The organism is Rossellomorea oryzaecorticis (assembly GCF_045897515.1).
Classification (GTDB): Bacteria; Bacillota; Bacilli; order Bacillales; family Bacillaceae_B; genus Rossellomorea; species Rossellomorea enclensis.
In genome coordinates this window covers 169872-185783 of sequence record NZ_JBJOSA010000007.1, presented here as the reverse complement: position 1 = coordinate 185783, position 15912 = coordinate 169872, and the positions used below count along the sequence as shown (strand labels likewise).

At 49.7% G+C, this 15912-nt stretch carries 14 protein-coding genes; 10 read left to right on the top strand and 4 right to left on the bottom strand.

Going from position 1 to position 15912, the window contains the following annotated elements; translation table 11 throughout:
* Positions 1-280 precede the first annotated feature (280 nt).
* The 6 genes from ACKA06_RS11155 to ACKA06_RS11130 all read left to right on the top strand — a co-directional run bounded on the left by ACKA06_RS11155 (position 281) and on the right by ACKA06_RS11130 (position 7721).
* On the top strand, positions 281-1291 hold the full coding sequence (locus ACKA06_RS11155) for a LacI family DNA-binding transcriptional regulator (RefSeq protein WP_411159661.1): 1011 nt from the start codon (positions 281-283) through the stop codon (positions 1289-1291).
* A 196-nt stretch (positions 1292-1487) separates the two neighbouring features.
* On the top strand, positions 1488-2801 hold the full coding sequence (locus tag ACKA06_RS11150; protein WP_411159660.1) for an ABC transporter substrate-binding protein: 1314 nt from the start codon (positions 1488-1490) through the stop codon (positions 2799-2801).
* Positions 2802-2968: 167 nt separating this feature from the next.
* Positions 2969-3868 (top strand): carbohydrate ABC transporter permease, encoded by a 900-nt coding sequence (locus ACKA06_RS11145; protein ID WP_411159658.1) that lies wholly within the window; start codon positions 2969-2971, stop codon positions 3866-3868.
* Positions 3869-4017: 149 nt separating this feature from the next.
* A complete protein-coding gene (locus tag ACKA06_RS11140) occupies positions 4018-4794 on the top strand; it encodes a carbohydrate ABC transporter permease (RefSeq protein ID WP_052011271.1) in 777 nt (258 codons plus the stop codon).
* A 222-nt stretch (positions 4795-5016) separates the two neighbouring features.
* Positions 5017-6375, top strand: coding sequence for a GH1 family beta-glucosidase (locus ACKA06_RS11135; protein WP_411159657.1), 1359 nt, complete (start codon positions 5017-5019; stop codon positions 6373-6375).
* Positions 6372-7721 (top strand): glycoside hydrolase family 30 protein, encoded by a 1350-nt coding sequence (locus tag ACKA06_RS11130; RefSeq protein ID WP_411159656.1) that lies wholly within the window; start codon positions 6372-6374, stop codon positions 7719-7721. The genes ACKA06_RS11135 and ACKA06_RS11130 overlap by 4 nt, the downstream gene beginning before the upstream one ends.
* A gap of 595 nt (positions 7722-8316) precedes the next feature.
* Here the strand turns inward: ACKA06_RS11130 and ACKA06_RS11125 are convergent.
* Positions 8317-8847, bottom strand: a complete 531-nt coding sequence (locus ACKA06_RS11125; RefSeq protein ID WP_064564797.1) for a GNAT family N-acetyltransferase — start codon at positions 8845-8847, stop codon at positions 8317-8319.
* A 234-nt stretch (positions 8848-9081) separates the two neighbouring features.
* Here ACKA06_RS11125 and ACKA06_RS11120 point away from each other — a divergent pair, with 234 nt between their 5' ends.
* A complete protein-coding gene (locus ACKA06_RS11120) occupies positions 9082-10620 on the top strand; it encodes a CPBP family intramembrane glutamic endopeptidase (protein ID WP_411159655.1) in 1539 nt (512 codons plus the stop codon).
* Between the two features lie 64 nt (positions 10621-10684).
* On the opposite strand, the gene ACKA06_RS11115 is transcribed toward ACKA06_RS11120, so the two are convergent.
* Positions 10685-10963: a DUF2442 domain-containing protein gene (locus tag ACKA06_RS11115; protein WP_052011261.1), complete on the bottom strand. Its 279-nt coding sequence runs from the start codon at positions 10961-10963 to the stop codon at positions 10685-10687.
* A gap of 161 nt (positions 10964-11124) precedes the next feature.
* Positions 11125-11961, bottom strand: coding sequence for a LysR family transcriptional regulator (locus ACKA06_RS11110; protein ID WP_411159654.1), 837 nt, complete (start codon positions 11959-11961; stop codon positions 11125-11127).
* A gap of 104 nt (positions 11962-12065) precedes the next feature.
* On the opposite strand from ACKA06_RS11110, the gene ACKA06_RS11105 reads away from it, so the two are divergent.
* From ACKA06_RS11105 to ACKA06_RS11095, 3 genes are all read left to right on the top strand, one after another.
* Complete coding sequence (locus tag ACKA06_RS11105) at positions 12066-12926, top strand: sulfite exporter TauE/SafE family protein (RefSeq protein ID WP_411159653.1); 861 nt, start codon at positions 12066-12068, stop codon at positions 12924-12926.
* 314 nt (positions 12927-13240) lie between these two features.
* Entirely contained in the window at positions 13241-13978 is a 738-nt protein-coding gene (locus ACKA06_RS11100) for an SDR family oxidoreductase (RefSeq protein WP_032085783.1), read from the top strand.
* Positions 13979-13989: 11 nt separating this feature from the next.
* Positions 13990-15456 (top strand): aldehyde dehydrogenase family protein, encoded by a 1467-nt coding sequence (locus ACKA06_RS11095; protein WP_411159652.1) that lies wholly within the window; start codon positions 13990-13992, stop codon positions 15454-15456.
* 147 nt (positions 15457-15603) lie between these two features.
* Here the strand turns inward: ACKA06_RS11095 and ACKA06_RS11090 are convergent, their stop codons facing one another.
* Positions 15604-15906, bottom strand: coding sequence for a hypothetical protein (locus ACKA06_RS11090; RefSeq protein ID WP_411159651.1), 303 nt, complete (start codon positions 15904-15906; stop codon positions 15604-15606).
* Between the last annotated feature and the right edge of the window lie 6 nt (positions 15907-15912).

Here is a 15912-nt window from a genome sequence, read left to right as displayed (position 1 = left end):
CTTTTTCGTGATAATTGATTAAAACGGGAAAACGGATGAACAGAAGGGTTTTAGAAAGCGACTTTTTCAGTGGTCCCTACCTGTCCCCCCGACCCGCCCCCGCAACTCGGCCGCACAACCCATCCCGATCCCGCAACCCGGACACAACCCGCTGCAACAATCACGCCCCAATCCCACCAAAACAACCCAAACAAAATTTTTTGAAAATTCTATTGCGCATCGATTTTTTCTGGGCTATAATAACATCAACGAAAGCGCTTTCGATGAAGAGGGGACAACGATGGTTACGATTTATGATTTGGCGAAGAAAACTGGGGTTTCCAGTACGACGGTATCCAAGGCTCTTAATAATTATGCGGATGTAAGTCCGAAGACGAAGCAGAAGATCCTCGATGCGGCGGCGGAGATGGGTTATCTCCCGAATGCGCATGCACAGTCGCTGTCGACGAAGAAGTCGTGGACGATCGGTGTGATGTTCGCCGAGGATAATGAGGTGGGGATGAAGCATCCTTTCTTCAATGCGATCATTGAGAGTTTCCGCAAGTACGTGGAGCGTGAAGGCTATGATTTGATCTTTGCCTCACGGAATCTGCGCAAGCGGGATACGAGTTATCTGGAACACTTCTTATACCGCGCCGTTGACGGGATTGTGGTCATTTGTTCAGACCCGAACGACCCTCAGGTGCAGGAGATGATCAACAGTCATGTACCGATCGTGGTGATCGACATGACGAAGCAGAATTGCAGTGTCGTCTACTCCGATAATATCGAGGGCGGCAGGCTTGCCGTGAATTATCTTCATTCACTGGGTCATACCAAGATCGCCCATATCTCAGGGGATCCGGGCATCGATGCCGGTGCACAGCGGATCAAAGGATTCAAGAAGGGCATGAAGGAAGCGGGCCTTCCGATACGGAAAGAATTCGTGGTGAACGGAGGATTTTTCTCCATCGAGGAAGGAAAGAAAGCGATGAATACGCTACTTTCGCTCGAGGACCTGCCGACGGCTGTATTCGTATCCGGTGACCATATGGCAATCGGGGCGATGGAAGCGATCAAGGAAAAAGGTCTCAGGATTCCTGAGGATATTTCGATCATCGGCTATGATGATATTGACATGGCAGCCTACGTGACACCGAAATTGACGACCGTCAGGCAGGACACCGACAAGATCGGTGAACGGGCCGGCGGAATGCTGATCAAGCAGATGGATTTGAAGAAGAAGTTGAAGACGACGGACATCATCCCGGTGGAGCTCATCATCAGGGAGTCCTGTACATCAATTAAATAGTGCCTGGACTCCAGGCACGAAAAAATTTTTTAGGTGATTTCGAAACCGGTTTCGGAAAGAGTTTCCAGCTGTTGATTTCCGTGTAAGACCTTACCGTTTTACAGGGAAATCAACAGCGGCATCCATGAATTTTTTACAGGTTTTACCGAAACCGATTTCGACCACATAGATTCATAAAGGACAAAGGGGGATAAACATGAAGAAGTTTCTAGCATTATTTTTGACAGCGGTCCTGCTTGCAGGGGTGCTTGCCGGCTGTTCCGGAAGCTCGGAGTCATCAGGCGGCAAGAAAGACAAGGATGTTGATTTGAAGATCTGGTCATTCACGGATGAATTGAAGAAGCCGATCACGAAGTTTGAAGAGAAGAATGGGGTCAAAGTGGAACTGACAATCGTTCCGATCGCGGATTATCCGACGAAATTGAAGCCGGTTCTTGAAAGCGGTGTCGGAGCTCCTGACGTGTTCACAGGGGAGATTGCATTCCTTAAACAATGGGTGGATGCAGGATACTGGGAAAACCTTTCAGAGGATCCGTACAATGTTGAAGAAATCAAGGATAAATATGTACCGTATGTATTCGATTTAGGAAAAGACAAAGATGGAAATGTAAGAGCCCTTTCTTGGCAGACAACGCCTGGAGGAATTTTCTATAGAAGAAGCATTGCAAAAGAAGTGCTTGGAACCGACGATCCGACAGAAGTCGGCAATATGATGGCTTCTATGGACGGAGTGTTCGAAGTAGCTGAAAAAATGAAGGGAAAAGGTTACAGCATGTTCCCGGATGAAGGTGCGATGCGCTGGTTCTCACAAGGCGACAATCCGCAGCCATGGGTGAACGACAAAGGCGAATTGCAGCTGACAGATCAAAAGAAAGAGTTCATGGATCACGCGAAGACCCTTCGCGAGAACAGCTATACGGCTCTTGCTGCCGAGTGGTCTCCATCATGGTTCGAAGGCATGGATAAGCCGATCAAAGTGAAGCAGGACGGAAAAGAAAAAGAAACTCAGGTATTCTCATATGTCCTTCCGACATGGGGACTTCACAGCGTATTGAAGACAAACGTGAAAGAAACGAACGGCGACTGGGCCGTGACAAGCGGACCAAGCCCGTACTTCTGGGGCGGAACGTGGTTAGGTGTTTACAACAAATCAGAGAACAAAGAACTTGCGTATGATTTTGTGAAAATGATGACACAGGACGATGAATTCCTGACAGAGTGGGCGAAGGAAACAGGAGATGTCCTTGCTTACAATCCGGTAACGAACGCAATCAAGGATGACCTCAGCAGTGAATTCCTTGGCGGACAGAACAACTACCAGTTCTTCCTGGAGCAGGCGAAAGAAATTGAACCTGGCATCGTCACGAAATATGACCAGCAGCTTGATACGTTCTACGGAAATGCTGTTCAGCAATATGTAGACGGCAAGAAGTCTAAAGAAGATGCAATTAAAGAATTCTATCAAAAAGCACAGAACGCGTACCCTGACTTGAAGGTACCGAAGAACTAAATTTAGTAGAAAGAGTGCGTCGAGGGGAAATGCTGCGGGGCCGGCCGGTGAACATTCAGCGGCCGTACCCGGCACGTCCGCCTGGCGCATGAGCATACAAAAAGAAGCAGGCGGCCTAAAGTCTTGGCCGTCTGCCAAAATCAAAGATAACGAAGGGGGCTCGGGGAATGAAAAACGTCAATAAATACGGCTATTTCTTCATTGCGCCGTTCTGGATCATCTTTTTGATCTTCAGTATTTATCCCGTGGCACTTACATTCTATTACAGCTTCACAAACTATACAGGAAGCGGAGTCGCGGAAGTCGTCGGCCTCGCCAACTATAAGCGGTTATTCACGGATACTTATTTTGTGGAAGCTTTTTTTAACACATGGAAGATCTGGGGAGTCAACTTCATCCTGCAGATCGGACTGGCTCTCATCCTGGCATTGATCTTTTCTGATATGAGAATGAAGTTGAGGGGACTCGCCTTCTTCAGATCGATTTTCTATCTGCCAAATTTGATCACCATCAGCTCGGTCGCCCTGCTGTTCGGTATTTTACTAGATTGGCAGCACGGCTCATTAAATATGATTCTTCTAAAAATTGGTCTTATATCAGAACCGATAAACTGGCTTAACGAGCCTGCCACAGCCCAGCTGTCCGTCTCGCTCATCCTGACTTGGATGTGGTTCGGCCACTCCTTCATCGTCGTGATGGCGGGGGTGTCGGGCATTTCGAAAGATTACTATGAAGCGGCACTGATCGACGGGGCCAACCGCTGGCAGACGTTCACGACGATCACGCTTCCGCTCTTGAAGCCGATCCTCCTGTACATCATGATCACGTCGCTGATCGGGGGTCTCCAATTGTTCGACCTGCCGATGCTCCTGACCGACGGAATCGGTTCGCCGGACGGCTCGCTGAACACGATGGTGCTGTATTTATACAACCAGGCATTCAAGTATAACAATTACGGCTATGCTTCTGCAGTCGCGTACGGATTGTTCGTCATCACCCTGATCTTCTCGGCGATGGTGTTCAAAGGGATGTACCGAAATGAACGCAAGCAGACAAGGCAGGTGTAGGAAAGATGTTAGGAAAAACAGCAGTCGAAAACGAAGTGCAGTTCGAAGAAGAGGTGAAGGATCCGAACCCGGGGTACCTCCCTCAGGAAACAAAGGAAAAAAAGAAGGGCCGCACCGCCAAAAGCATCATCTACATCGTTCTGTCCGTGATGGCGGTCGTCTGTTTCATCCCGTTCCTCATGATGCTCGTCAACGCGACGAGGTCGAATGAGGCGATCCTGTCGGGGTTCACACTGATCCCGGGTACCGCCCTCATGGAAAACTACAGGACGATGATGGATTACGTCAACATCTGGGCCGGTTTCAAGAACAGCTTGATCATCTCCGTACTCGTGACGGTCCTGTCGGGATACTTCTCGGCGCTGACCGCGTATGGATTCGCCTTTTACACATTCAAGGGAAAGAACTTCCTGTTCGTCTTCATGCTCGTCATGATGATGGTGCCGGGTCAGCTCGGACTCATCGGATTCTACGAACTGAGTAAAAACCTGGGAATCTTGGATACTTACATCCCATTGATCGTGCCGACGATCGCCAGTCCGTTCGTCGTGTTCTTCCTGAGACAGTACATCCAGACGACGCTGCATCCGAGCCTGATCGAAGCGGCCAGGATCGACGGCGCAAGCGAGTTCAAGATTTTCCACACAGTGGCGATCCCGATCATGATGCCGGCGATCGCGACGATGTCGATCTTCACCTTCATCGGTTCATGGAACAACTACATCATGCCGCTCGTCATCCTTTTCTCGCCTGAGAAATACACACTGCCTGTATTGATGGGTTTCCTAAAAGGATCACAGGTGGCACAGAATCTCGGAAGCATGTACCTGGGAATCGCGATTTCAGTCGTACCGATCATGATCGCATTCCTGTTCCTGTCAAAATATATCGTCAACAGCATCTCTGCTGGATCAGTCAAAGAATAAAGGGGACGGTTGCGGCCGGTCCAATACCCGATTCTCTTGGAAGCGTCCGGCCGGGCTCACTCGCTTCAATCTGGAAAAATGGGGACGGTGCATGTGTATAAAGCAACGCCCCTGTTTTTCCCTGCATATACAAATAGGAAGCGCGGAGACGGTACTCATGCTTCGGAAGCAGCAGAACCGTCCCCTTGCTTCCATACACAAACATAAAGGGGAGAAGACATAATGAAATTCGATAAACAGTTTACGTTCGGAACGGCAACATCCTCCTATCAAATCGAAGGGGCGGCAGCGGAAGGCGGCAGGACACCGTCCATCTGGGATATGTTCTGCGACATCCCGGGCAGGGTCCACAAGCAGCATAACGGCGACGTTGCCTGCGACCATTATCACCGTTTCGAGGAAGACATCCAGCACATCAAGAGACTCGGTGTCGATACATACCGATTCTCAATTGCATGGCCGCGGATTTTTCCTGAGAAAGGCAAGTACAATCAGGAAGGCATGGATTTTTATAAAAAATTGGCAACGCGCCTTACGGAAGAAGGCATCAAGCCTGCAGTCACGCTTTATCACTGGGATCTGCCAATGTGGGCCCATGAAGAAGGCGGCTGGGTGAACCGCGAGTCTGTGGGCTGGTTCCTTGAATATGCGCGCGCCTGCTTCACGGAGCTTGACGGTGTCGTCGATTCCTGGATCACGCATAATGAACCGTGGTGTGCCGGGTTCCTCGGCTACCATCAGGGCGTTCATGCACCGGGGCACACGAATATGGACGAAGCGGTGAAAGCCGTCCACCATATGCTCGTGTCCCACGGGAAAGCGGTCGAAATGTTGAAAAAAGAATTTGCATCCGACACGGAAATCGGCATCACGCTGAACCTGTCACCGGTTTATCCGAAGTCGGATTCCGTCAACGATGCGCTTGCTGCAAACAATGCGGACGGCTACTCCAACCGCTGGTTCCTGGATCCGGTATTTAAGGGCGAGTATCCGAAAGATATGATGAATCTGTTCTCGAAATACGTTCACTCCTACGATTTCATCAAGGAAGGCGACATGGAGGCCATTTCGATCGAGTGCGATTTCTTCGGCATCAACTACTACAGCCGCGGAATCGTCGAGTTCAGTGCAGCGACTGACTTTTTACACAGAGGAGCTTATTCCGACTACGAAAAAACCGGCATGGGCTGGGATATCGCGCCGAATGAATTCAAGGATCTCATCCGCCGCCTGAGAGCGGAGTACACGCAGCTTCCGATCATCATCACGGAAAACGGCGCGGCATACGATGATGTGGTCGAAAACGGAAGAGTCCATGACAAGGAACGTACCGACTATGTCGAGAAGCATCTTCAAGCGGTTTCCGATCTGAACGGAGAAGGCATGAACATCTCAGGCTACTATCTGTGGTCCTTGATGGATAACTTCGAATGGAGCTTCGGCTATGATAAGCGCTTCGGTATCCTTTACGTCGATTTCGATACACAGGAGAGGATCTGGAAAGACAGCGCCTACCGCTACGCGGAAATCATCCGCGATCATAAGAAGAGCCATAATCTTCAAGCGGAGGTCGCGCAATGAGATTCAAGAGTGCAGAAGTGATCCTTACTGCCAAAGAAACAGGGGACCGGCTTTCTAAAAAGGAGCCGGTTTCCTTTTCGACTGGCCTGGATGCGGCAGGTACCCATATCGAACTTGATCCGGGGCTGAAATTTCAGGAGATGATCGGGTTCGGCGGCGCGTTCACGGAAGCGGCTGCTTACAGTTTGTCACTGGTGAGCCCGGAGAAGAGTGCAGAAGTGATCAAGCGTTACTTCGATCCTGTTGAGGGGCTTGGCTACCGTCTCGGACGTACCCATATCAACAGCTGTGACTTTTCGCTGGGGAATTATACGTATGTGGAAGAAGGGGACGCGTCGCTCGAGAGCTTTACGATCGAACGCGAACGCAAGCTTGTCCTTCCTTTGATCCATGACGCAGTGAAGGCCGCGGGAAGCGAGCTGTCGATCGTGGCGTCTCCTTGGAGCCCGCCGCCGTGGATGAAATCGAACGGCGAAATGAACAACGGGGGCACGCTGCTGCCGGAGTTTGAAGGGGCCTGGGCGGAGTACTATTCGAAGTATATCGATGCCATGGAAAAAGAAGGCGTCGCGATCTGGGGAATCACGATCCAGAACGAGCCCGAAGCGAAGCAGGTATGGGATTCATGCCTGTACACCGGGGAAGAAGAACGCGATTTTATCAAGAACCATCTCGGGCCGTCGTTGGAGCGGAACGGGCACGGCGATGTGAAGGTGATCATCTGGGATCATAACCGCGACGTCATTTTTGAACGTGCAAGTGCGGTGCTGGCGGATCCGGAAGCAGCGAAGTATGTGTGGGGGACCGGCAACCACTGGTATGTGTCGGAGGAATTCGAGAATCTTTCAAAGGTTCACGATGCGTTCCCCGATAAGCATCTGATCTTTACGGAAGGATGCATCGAAGGCGGCGTCCAGGTCGGTGCCTGGCACACAGGCGAGCGGTATGCGAGGAATATCATCGGCGATCTGAACAATCATCTCGAAGCGTGGATCGACTGGAATCTCGTGCTGAACGAAGAAGGCGGGCCGAACCACGTCGGTAACTACTGCGACGCGCCGGTCATCGTGGACACAGTGAAGGATGAGGTGCATTATAACAGTTCGTTCTATTATATTGGGCATTTCAGTAAGTTCATTGAGCCTGGTGCCCGCCGGATCTGGAGCGGAGTATCTTCCGACCGGGTTTCAGCCACGGCGTTTGAAAATCCGGACGGCCGGGTTGCGGTGGTTGTGATGAATGCCGGTGATGATAAGGAAGACGTTTCGATGGCGGTCAGCGGCTCGGATGAAGCGGTTAGGTTGGAACTTCCGGGTCATTCGATCGGGACGTTTGTGTTGAGTTGATTTTTGGTTTGGTTTGGGGCAGTCCTTTTTGCGGGGGCTGCTTTTTTTGTGTGGCGGGCAGGTGAATCGGGGCCGGGATGCCGGATGTGGCTGGGTCGCGGGGACAGGTACGGCGGCTCATTTCTGAGTGGGCCATGGGGACAGGTACAGTGGCTCATTTTTGGGAGGGACAGGACCTCGAGCCATTGGACAGGTGCCGCGGCTCTTTTTTAAAAGGAGAATGGGGCGAAAGGGTGGAGGCAGGGTGGCGCCAGTTTAGAATGATTATCATAAGATCGTATATTTTGAATTAGGATCGTATTTTTCGAATTAGGATCATAAATCCTGAAAACGGCGCGTATTTTTTGTCGAATGAATCATAAATTCCAGAAATGGATCGTATTCGGCTTCCGGCTCACGTTCACCTGAATTTGAGCCTGGAAAATGAACCCTATTCTTGTCCTTTTCACTGTTTTTAGCTAGAAAACTCAGTCTAACTGAAGTATTTTAGCTTAAAAAGAGCAAATTTATCTTTTATAGACTGAGTAAAAGGCTTATTCCCAGTTAACCAGGAACAAGCTGCCGGTGAATGGCAGCCTGATTTTTTTTATAAGGCTTAACTTTCTTTCAAATCAGACAGCAGCATGCCGTAAATAATGCTGTCTGTCCATTCTTCTTTGTTCCAATAATTCTTGATGAAATGAGCTTCTTTCCTCATCCCTATACGTTCACACAACTTTTGGGAGGATGTGTTTCTGGCATCAAGCTGGGCCTGGATCCGATGCACATGAAATTCGTCAAATAACTTCTTGACTAAATTACCCACCGCTTCTGTTGCGTAGCCTCTTCCCGAGATTTCACTTGAAAAGCTGTAACCGATCTCCACCGTATCTTTCATATCTGTATACCAAACTGATAAATCGCCAATGACTTTGGTCTCGTGGACCACGGCCAAACTTAGCATCGTCTCTTTTGAGAGTGAACTATTTTTCACCTTTTTGTTGAATTTCTCCTGCCTATCTTCAAAAGTCCACCGATCATGCAGGAGATATCTGCACGTATCGTCATCCTTATAAATATCAAATACATCTTGTAAGTCCGTGCTCCTAAACGGCCGGATGAAGAGTCTATCGGTTCTGAATTCCATGAAACATCCCCCTTAATAGATTACGTTCATCAGTATATACGGTTTTTACGATGAAATTGTTTCAAAGTAAACGTTCCGGCTGTCAACGTAAATTACATATTTTAACAATACCGACACAATCTTATGTCTGTATTTCTAAAAAAAGTAAATCTTCCTATACTTTTAATTCCTAAAAACGTACATTTAAAATAGGTAAAAAGATACACGGAACCTACATATCAAAGGGGGAATCACATGGATACCCAAATGATCATATCCATCATCATTCTCATCACATTGGCGGAAGCCGGGGCCGTCATCCTGTTTGTAAAATACAGGAGAGGGGACATGGAAACGAATCCGTTCGTGACGATTTTGAAGAAAGAGTGGGTGGTTTTCTATCATGCTTTGTTCAAGTGGAAGATAAGGGATAGCAAAGAGGACCGGACTTACGCATATCATAAAGGCTCAAACTATTTCTGGCTGTTCATCGCCCTCATTCATGAACAGGTAATCGAAGCCTTCGCTTTTCATTACTACCTGAAAGAAGTGGACCCCCTCCGCGCAAACATCCTCGTTGTTCTCCACATTTACACGATTCTCTACATGCTGGGAGATTATAATCTTGTCCGCAACTCTCCCATCCGGATAAAAGGAAACCATATTTTGATGAAAATCGGGGAGAGAAGGTCGCTTCGCTTTCACATCGGGGACGTCGCTGCAATCCAGCCTGCCCGGACCCAGTACCGGAATAACGGAGGCATCATCCATGAAAAGAATGTCTTTCACGTCACGGCGCTGCCGAGGGTGCTGACCCGGATTTTCGGGATGATTGATGAATTGAGGTACGAAGTAATTTTTAAAGAACCAATATATGCCCGGGGCTATTTCGGGCAGAAGCAAGAAGTACATAAAGCCTTAATTTATATGGAACAACCTGAGGCGCTGATAAAGGATCTGCAAGAAAAAGCCGCGGGTTATGATGAAAATGAAGAAGCTGAAGAAGAAAGGCTGACAGCTGCTGCTACGGAAGGGAAAAGACCGGCGCTGATTAACTGGAAGGTGTATTTCACACTTCTTTTCCTTAATTTGTTGGGCGCGCTGGCCATCGCCCCTTACGCGATGGCACGTGAAAATCTTCATGAAGTCATGGGGCTGGGCAAGCTGTCCTTCACCCTGTTCTATGTGGTCCAGGTTCTTTTGGAAGCAGGCCTCCTTTTATTCATTGCCCTGTGGCTTGAGAAAAAAGTAAAGCTGGGAGCTCCTGTCATTGATGCAATTTTCAATAGAAGCAAGCCGCTTCATTCTTTTAAAAAGAAGGGGATTCAATCTGCAGTGTTTGGCGTCCTGGCGGGTGTGTCCATCAGCGTTTTCAGCCTCATTGTTTCAAAACCGCTCGGCGTGGACAATTCCTCTTTGAATGAGCCGTCCTGGTGGCTGGGCATGCTTGGTTCATTCGGAGCGGCGGTGAATGAGGAGTCGATTTTCAGGTTGTTTCTCATCACCCTGATTCTTTGGCTGTTCCTGAAATTCACGAAAGGAACTGTCACGAAACCGAAGATATGGACAGCAATTATCCTTTCATCCCTGGTGTTCGGGATCATGCATTTCAGCGTGGCGGCATCCAGCCTTGATATGACGTTGGGAGTTGTACTCAGTATGCTTGTGATAAATGGAATCGGCGGGCTGGTGTTTGGAGCGCTGTTTGTGTTTATGGGGATCGAGTTTGCGATGATTGCTCATTTTACGGCAGATCTTGTGATTCATGTGGCGGGGCCGCGGGTGGTGGAGTGAAGCTGAACAATGGCTGGGGTTATTTTATAAAAAAAGTCAGGGAATGATTTCCCTGACGCACCGTTTACCCTTTATTCGATTCAATCCATTTCTTAATATCTTTTAATTCAATTCCTTCTTTATATAGCTGATCCGGGTCTAAACCCAGCTCTCCCGGCCATGTGACGGTTTTCACTTTCTCATCGACAGATACTTGTTTGAAGAATGCAGGATCTCTGAGCTGTTCAAGAACTCCATCCATATGCGGCTTAATATCAACGAATTTTTTTGATCCGTTTGAAAAATCTACAAGCAGCCATCCGTCCATCTCTGGAATGACGGTGGCTTTTTTTATTTGAATCATGGAAACGCCTCCTATTAGATCGATAAATTTCAAACACAGTCTGTATCATTATACTCGGATTGAAACACGGGTCAAGGAACGTGTACCGCCGGCCCGCGCCGGAGACCCATCTGAAAGAGGGTGCGGTCGTGGAGCCGTTCACCCGCCCTGCCAAGAAGAAGTCAATCCTCCTTCAACACCCCGATCAGTTCCCGGATGACGCTGCCGGCCGGGGAGTCTGCAGGGCAGACTGCGAAGAATGGCCGGTGGATGACGTAGGGGTCGAGGGGAATGAGCTTTCCGGCTGCGACTTCGTCTTTGACCATTGAGCTTGAAAGGAATGCGATGCCGAGGCCCCTCAGTGCCAGCTGTTTGATGAGGTGGTGGCTGCCGGCTTCGATGATTTCAGCCGGTGTGATTTGTTCCGATTTGATGAACTGGTCGGCATAGTCGCGTGTCCCCGATCCTTTTTCCCGGAGGATGAGGGGGGAGGTGTGCAGGTTCATGCCCCTATTCGCGAAGAAACGCAGTTCGTCGCGGCTGATGACTTCGGTCTGGAACGGCTCGATCCCTTTTGTTCCTTCCACGATGGCGAGGTCGAGTTCCTGATTTTCAAGAAGCTCGACGATGCGGTCATGGTTATGGATCTCTATTTTCAGTCGGACGTGCGGATGGAGCATTTTTATTTTTTTTATAAAATCAGGAAGCAGGGCTGCGCTCACGGTGTGGGTCGATCCGATTTTCAGCATCACCTCTTCGCGTTCTTCGCCTGCATGCTCCATCGATTTCCAGAGTTCGATCATCTTCTGGCCGTCGGCGAATACCTTCTCCCCGGCAGGTGTCAGGGTGAAGGGGAGCCGCGTGGAGCTTCGGTCGATGAGTTTCACACCCAGTGATTCTTCCAGCTTCTTCACATGAATGCTGACGGTCGGCTGTGACATATTCAGGAACTCGCTCGTTTTCGTGAAATGCTGAAAATGGGCGAGCGTGACAAACGTGCGGATCCAGGTCAATTCCATAAAAAAACACCTCCATTACAAAACGTAATCATACTCATTGTTATTATTTATTATTATTATAGCCAATCCCGCGATATAATAATAGTGAAGGAGTGACGAACGTTATGGAATGGATATTATTTATACTCGGGGGCGCCTCAATCGGGGTGATTTCCGGTTTCTTCGGAATCGGAGGAGGCATTGTGCTGACTCCGGCATTATTGATTCTCGGCTATGAACCGAGCCAGGCGATCATGCTGTCGCTGATGCTGACACTGGGCTCGACGATCACGGGCAGTTTGTCTCATTTCAGGCTGAACAATGTGAATGTTAAACTGGCCATGATTCTCGGCGGTTTCGGTGTGATCGGTTCTGTTGTGACCGCACCATTTGTGAAATGGCTGGATTCCCTGAACGGGGCCGCGACCGTCATTTCGGTTGCCTATATCGCCATATTAAGCTGGTTTTCGTACCAGTTTTTCAGTAAGCGTGAGAACGAATCGAAGGCTAAAGGAAAAGGCGCAGTACCTGTGATCGGTTTTTTTACAGGCGTGATTTCTTCCTTGATGGGGGTCAGCGGCGGTTTCGTCATGACACCTTTACTGACGAAATGGATCAAGCTCGATTTGAACAAAGCGATCGGCACGAGCATCTCGGCCGCGTCGATCATCGTGATATCAGGTATCGGATCGTATATGTTCACAGGCGAGACGCTGGATTTCAGGCACGGCATCGTCCTGATCATCGGGGCACTGCTCGGCACACCGCTCGGATCCGTGCAATTGAAGCGGTTCAAAGTGGTCAAAGTCAAGCAAATGCTGTCCTATATGTACATGATCGTCGCTGTGAGCGTACTCTTCAAAATGCTCTCGCTCTCAGCCGTCTCATTCGGCCTCATCCTCCTGTCCGTGATTGTCTTCTTCGGAATCCTCATTCATTCCGTGCAGCAGGCCAAGCGTGAGGAGAAGATGGAGCAGATGATGTAGCTGGCCGGGGTGCCGGTTCCCGGCCCGTTTTCGGTTGAGACTCCGTCGCACCGTTCCAGATGAATAAACAATAAAAGAGGCAGGATCCGGCACACCGGAGACTGCCTCTTTTATTATTCCCCTAAAATGAGTCACCGTACCTGTCCCTCCGGCTCTCCCCGCCCTTTCAAAATGGGCCGCCGTACCTGTCCCCCCGGCTCACTCCAGATCCAAACTCTCTGACTTTTGTTTAACTCCTCCTTTTTGCGTGAAAACAAGAGGTGTGGATAAAACTATATCAGTAAAAAATTTTACTTAAACGGGAGGAATCATTAATGAGTTCAAATAAAACAGCAATTATTACAGGAGCGAGCAGCGGGATCGGACAGGCGACGGCGAAGGAGCTGGCTTCGAAGGGAATTACCGTAATGCTTGCGGCTAGACGCGAAGAGCGCCTGAAGGAACTGCAGCAGGAAATCCAAGACAGCGGCGGCAAGGCTTTTTATCAGGTGACGGATGTAACGAACGTCGAAGAGATGGAGCAGCTTGCGAAGAAGACGAAGGAGGAGTGCGGAAGCATCGATATCCTCGTCAATAACGCGGGTCTCATGCCGCTTTCGTATATGAATAAGCTGAAGATCAAGGAATGGGATCAGATGGTGGACGTAAACATCAAGGGCGTCCTTTACGGGATCGCGGCCGTGCTTCCGTATATGGAAGAACAGAAATCAGGGCACATCATCAATATTTCTTCCGTCGCTGGCCACAAGGTCATGCCGGGCAGCTCAGTATACAGCGGGACAAAATATGCAGTCCGTGCAATCACCGAGGGACTGCGTCAGGAAATGAACACATCCCATAACATCCGCACGACGATTATCTGTCCTGGTGCGGTGGCGACGGAACTGACGGAAACAATCACGGACGAAGATGTCATCGAAGGGTTCAAACAGCAGGAAATGAAGCCGCTCGACAGTGAAAACATCGCGAAATCCATCTCATATGCAGTCGAACAGCCAGAACATGTCGACGTGAACGAAATCATTGTGCGTCCGACACAGCAGGGAATGTAGGAGGGATCATCATGAAGACCGATTTTACAAAACTATTCATCAATGGTGAATGGACAGACGGAAACAGCGACAGTACCATCACCAACCGCAATCCATACGACGGGGAAGAACTTGGCACAATCAAAGCCGCCAGCAAGGAGGACCTGGATCACGCCTACCAATCTGCACAGAAGGCACAAGAGGAATGGGCGAATGAGCTTCCGCAGGTGAAGCGCGATGTAATGGAAAAAGCTGTCCGCATCGTAGAAGAAAATCAGGAGACGATCATCGACTGGCTCATCAAGGAATCCGGCAGTACCTACATGAAAGCTGCCGGAGAGGTGAAGGTGTCGATCCTCAGCATGAAGGAAGCGGCCACTTATCCATACAGAATGGAAGGAAAGATTCTCCCTTCGCAGGTGCCGGGAAAAGAAAACCGGGTCTACCGCGAGCCGCTCGGCGTCGTCGGCATCATCAGCCCGTGGAATTTCCCGTTTCATCTCGCAGTGCGTTCGATCGCGACGGCACTCGCGACCGGGAACGGCGTCGTGGTCAAGCCGGCCACCCACACACCGGTGACAGGCGGACTGTTGTTCGCGAGCATTTTTGAAGAAGCGGGCCTTCCGAAAGGGTTATTGAACGTTGTCGTCGGACGCGGTTCCGAAATTGGCGATGACATCGTCACCCACCCGATTCCGCGATTGATTTCGTTCACCGGATCCACCGAGGTGGGCCGCAGGATCGGCGAACTTGCCGGGAAAAACCTGAAGAAGACCGCCCTCGAACTCGGAGGGAACAATGTCTTCATCGTACTTGACGATGCCGATATCGACCAGGCCGTGGAGTCGGCCCTGTTCGGCAAATTCTATCATCAGGGTCAGATCTGCATGTCGATCAACCGCATCATGGTCCATAAGGATATCCATGACAAATTCGTCGATGCGTTCGTATCGCGGGTGAAGGAACTCAACACCGGCAATCCGGCTGAAAAAGCAACCCACATCGGGCCGCTGATTGATGAAGATCAGGCCGAGCGCATCCTGAAAGACATCGATGCCAGTAAGGAACAGGGTGCAGAAGTCATCCTCGGCGGAGAAGCTAAAGACAATCTGCTGTCCCCGACCGTGATGACTGGCGTGACCAACAACATGCCGATTGCGAAGAACGAAATCTTCGGTCCGGTCGCCGCCATAATTCGCTTCGAAGACGATGAAGAAGCGGTTAGTCTGGCCAATGAACACCCATACGGACTAAGCGGAGCGGTTCACTCCTCATCGATTGAAAGAGGGACGAACTTCGCCCGCCGCGTCCAGACCGGCATGATTCACGTCAACGATGAATCCGTCAATGACGAACCGCATATGCCGTTCGGCGGGGAAAAAGACTCCGGGCTCGGCCGCTTCAACGGCGAATGGGCACTTGAGGAATTCACAACCGTCAAATGGATCGGCGTACAGCACAAGCGCAGGGACTATGGTCCATTCATTGAGAAGAGATAAATAGAAGAGGGCTGATCTCCCGGGAGTGGTTTTACCGGGGATCAGCCCTTTTTATGTTTGATTTAATTATAATAGACAAATTGATCTTTTACAGGTGAAGGTTGGGTGGATACCGGCTGAATCGCAGCCGGGACCCGGTTTTAACCGTCATTCACTCTTTTTTGTCAAATAAATATGCAGGGAAGAGAGCAAAATGATGATTCCGTTCAAGATATAGAGGGCTGTGAAAAATACGGCCAATATACCGGCGCCCCAGCCGCCTTCGTCAAATATTAGGACGAAAAACAAGGTTCCGAAAAAGATGAGCGGGGTCAGCACCAGAAAGATGACACCTGCCCACAATCTTCTTTTAATACTGCCTGCCGATTTCTTGAATGCGTAGTAGTTAAACAGTACGAACACGAAAATCTCCAGTACAATGGTTAAAAACAAACCAAGGCCATCCGACATTCACGT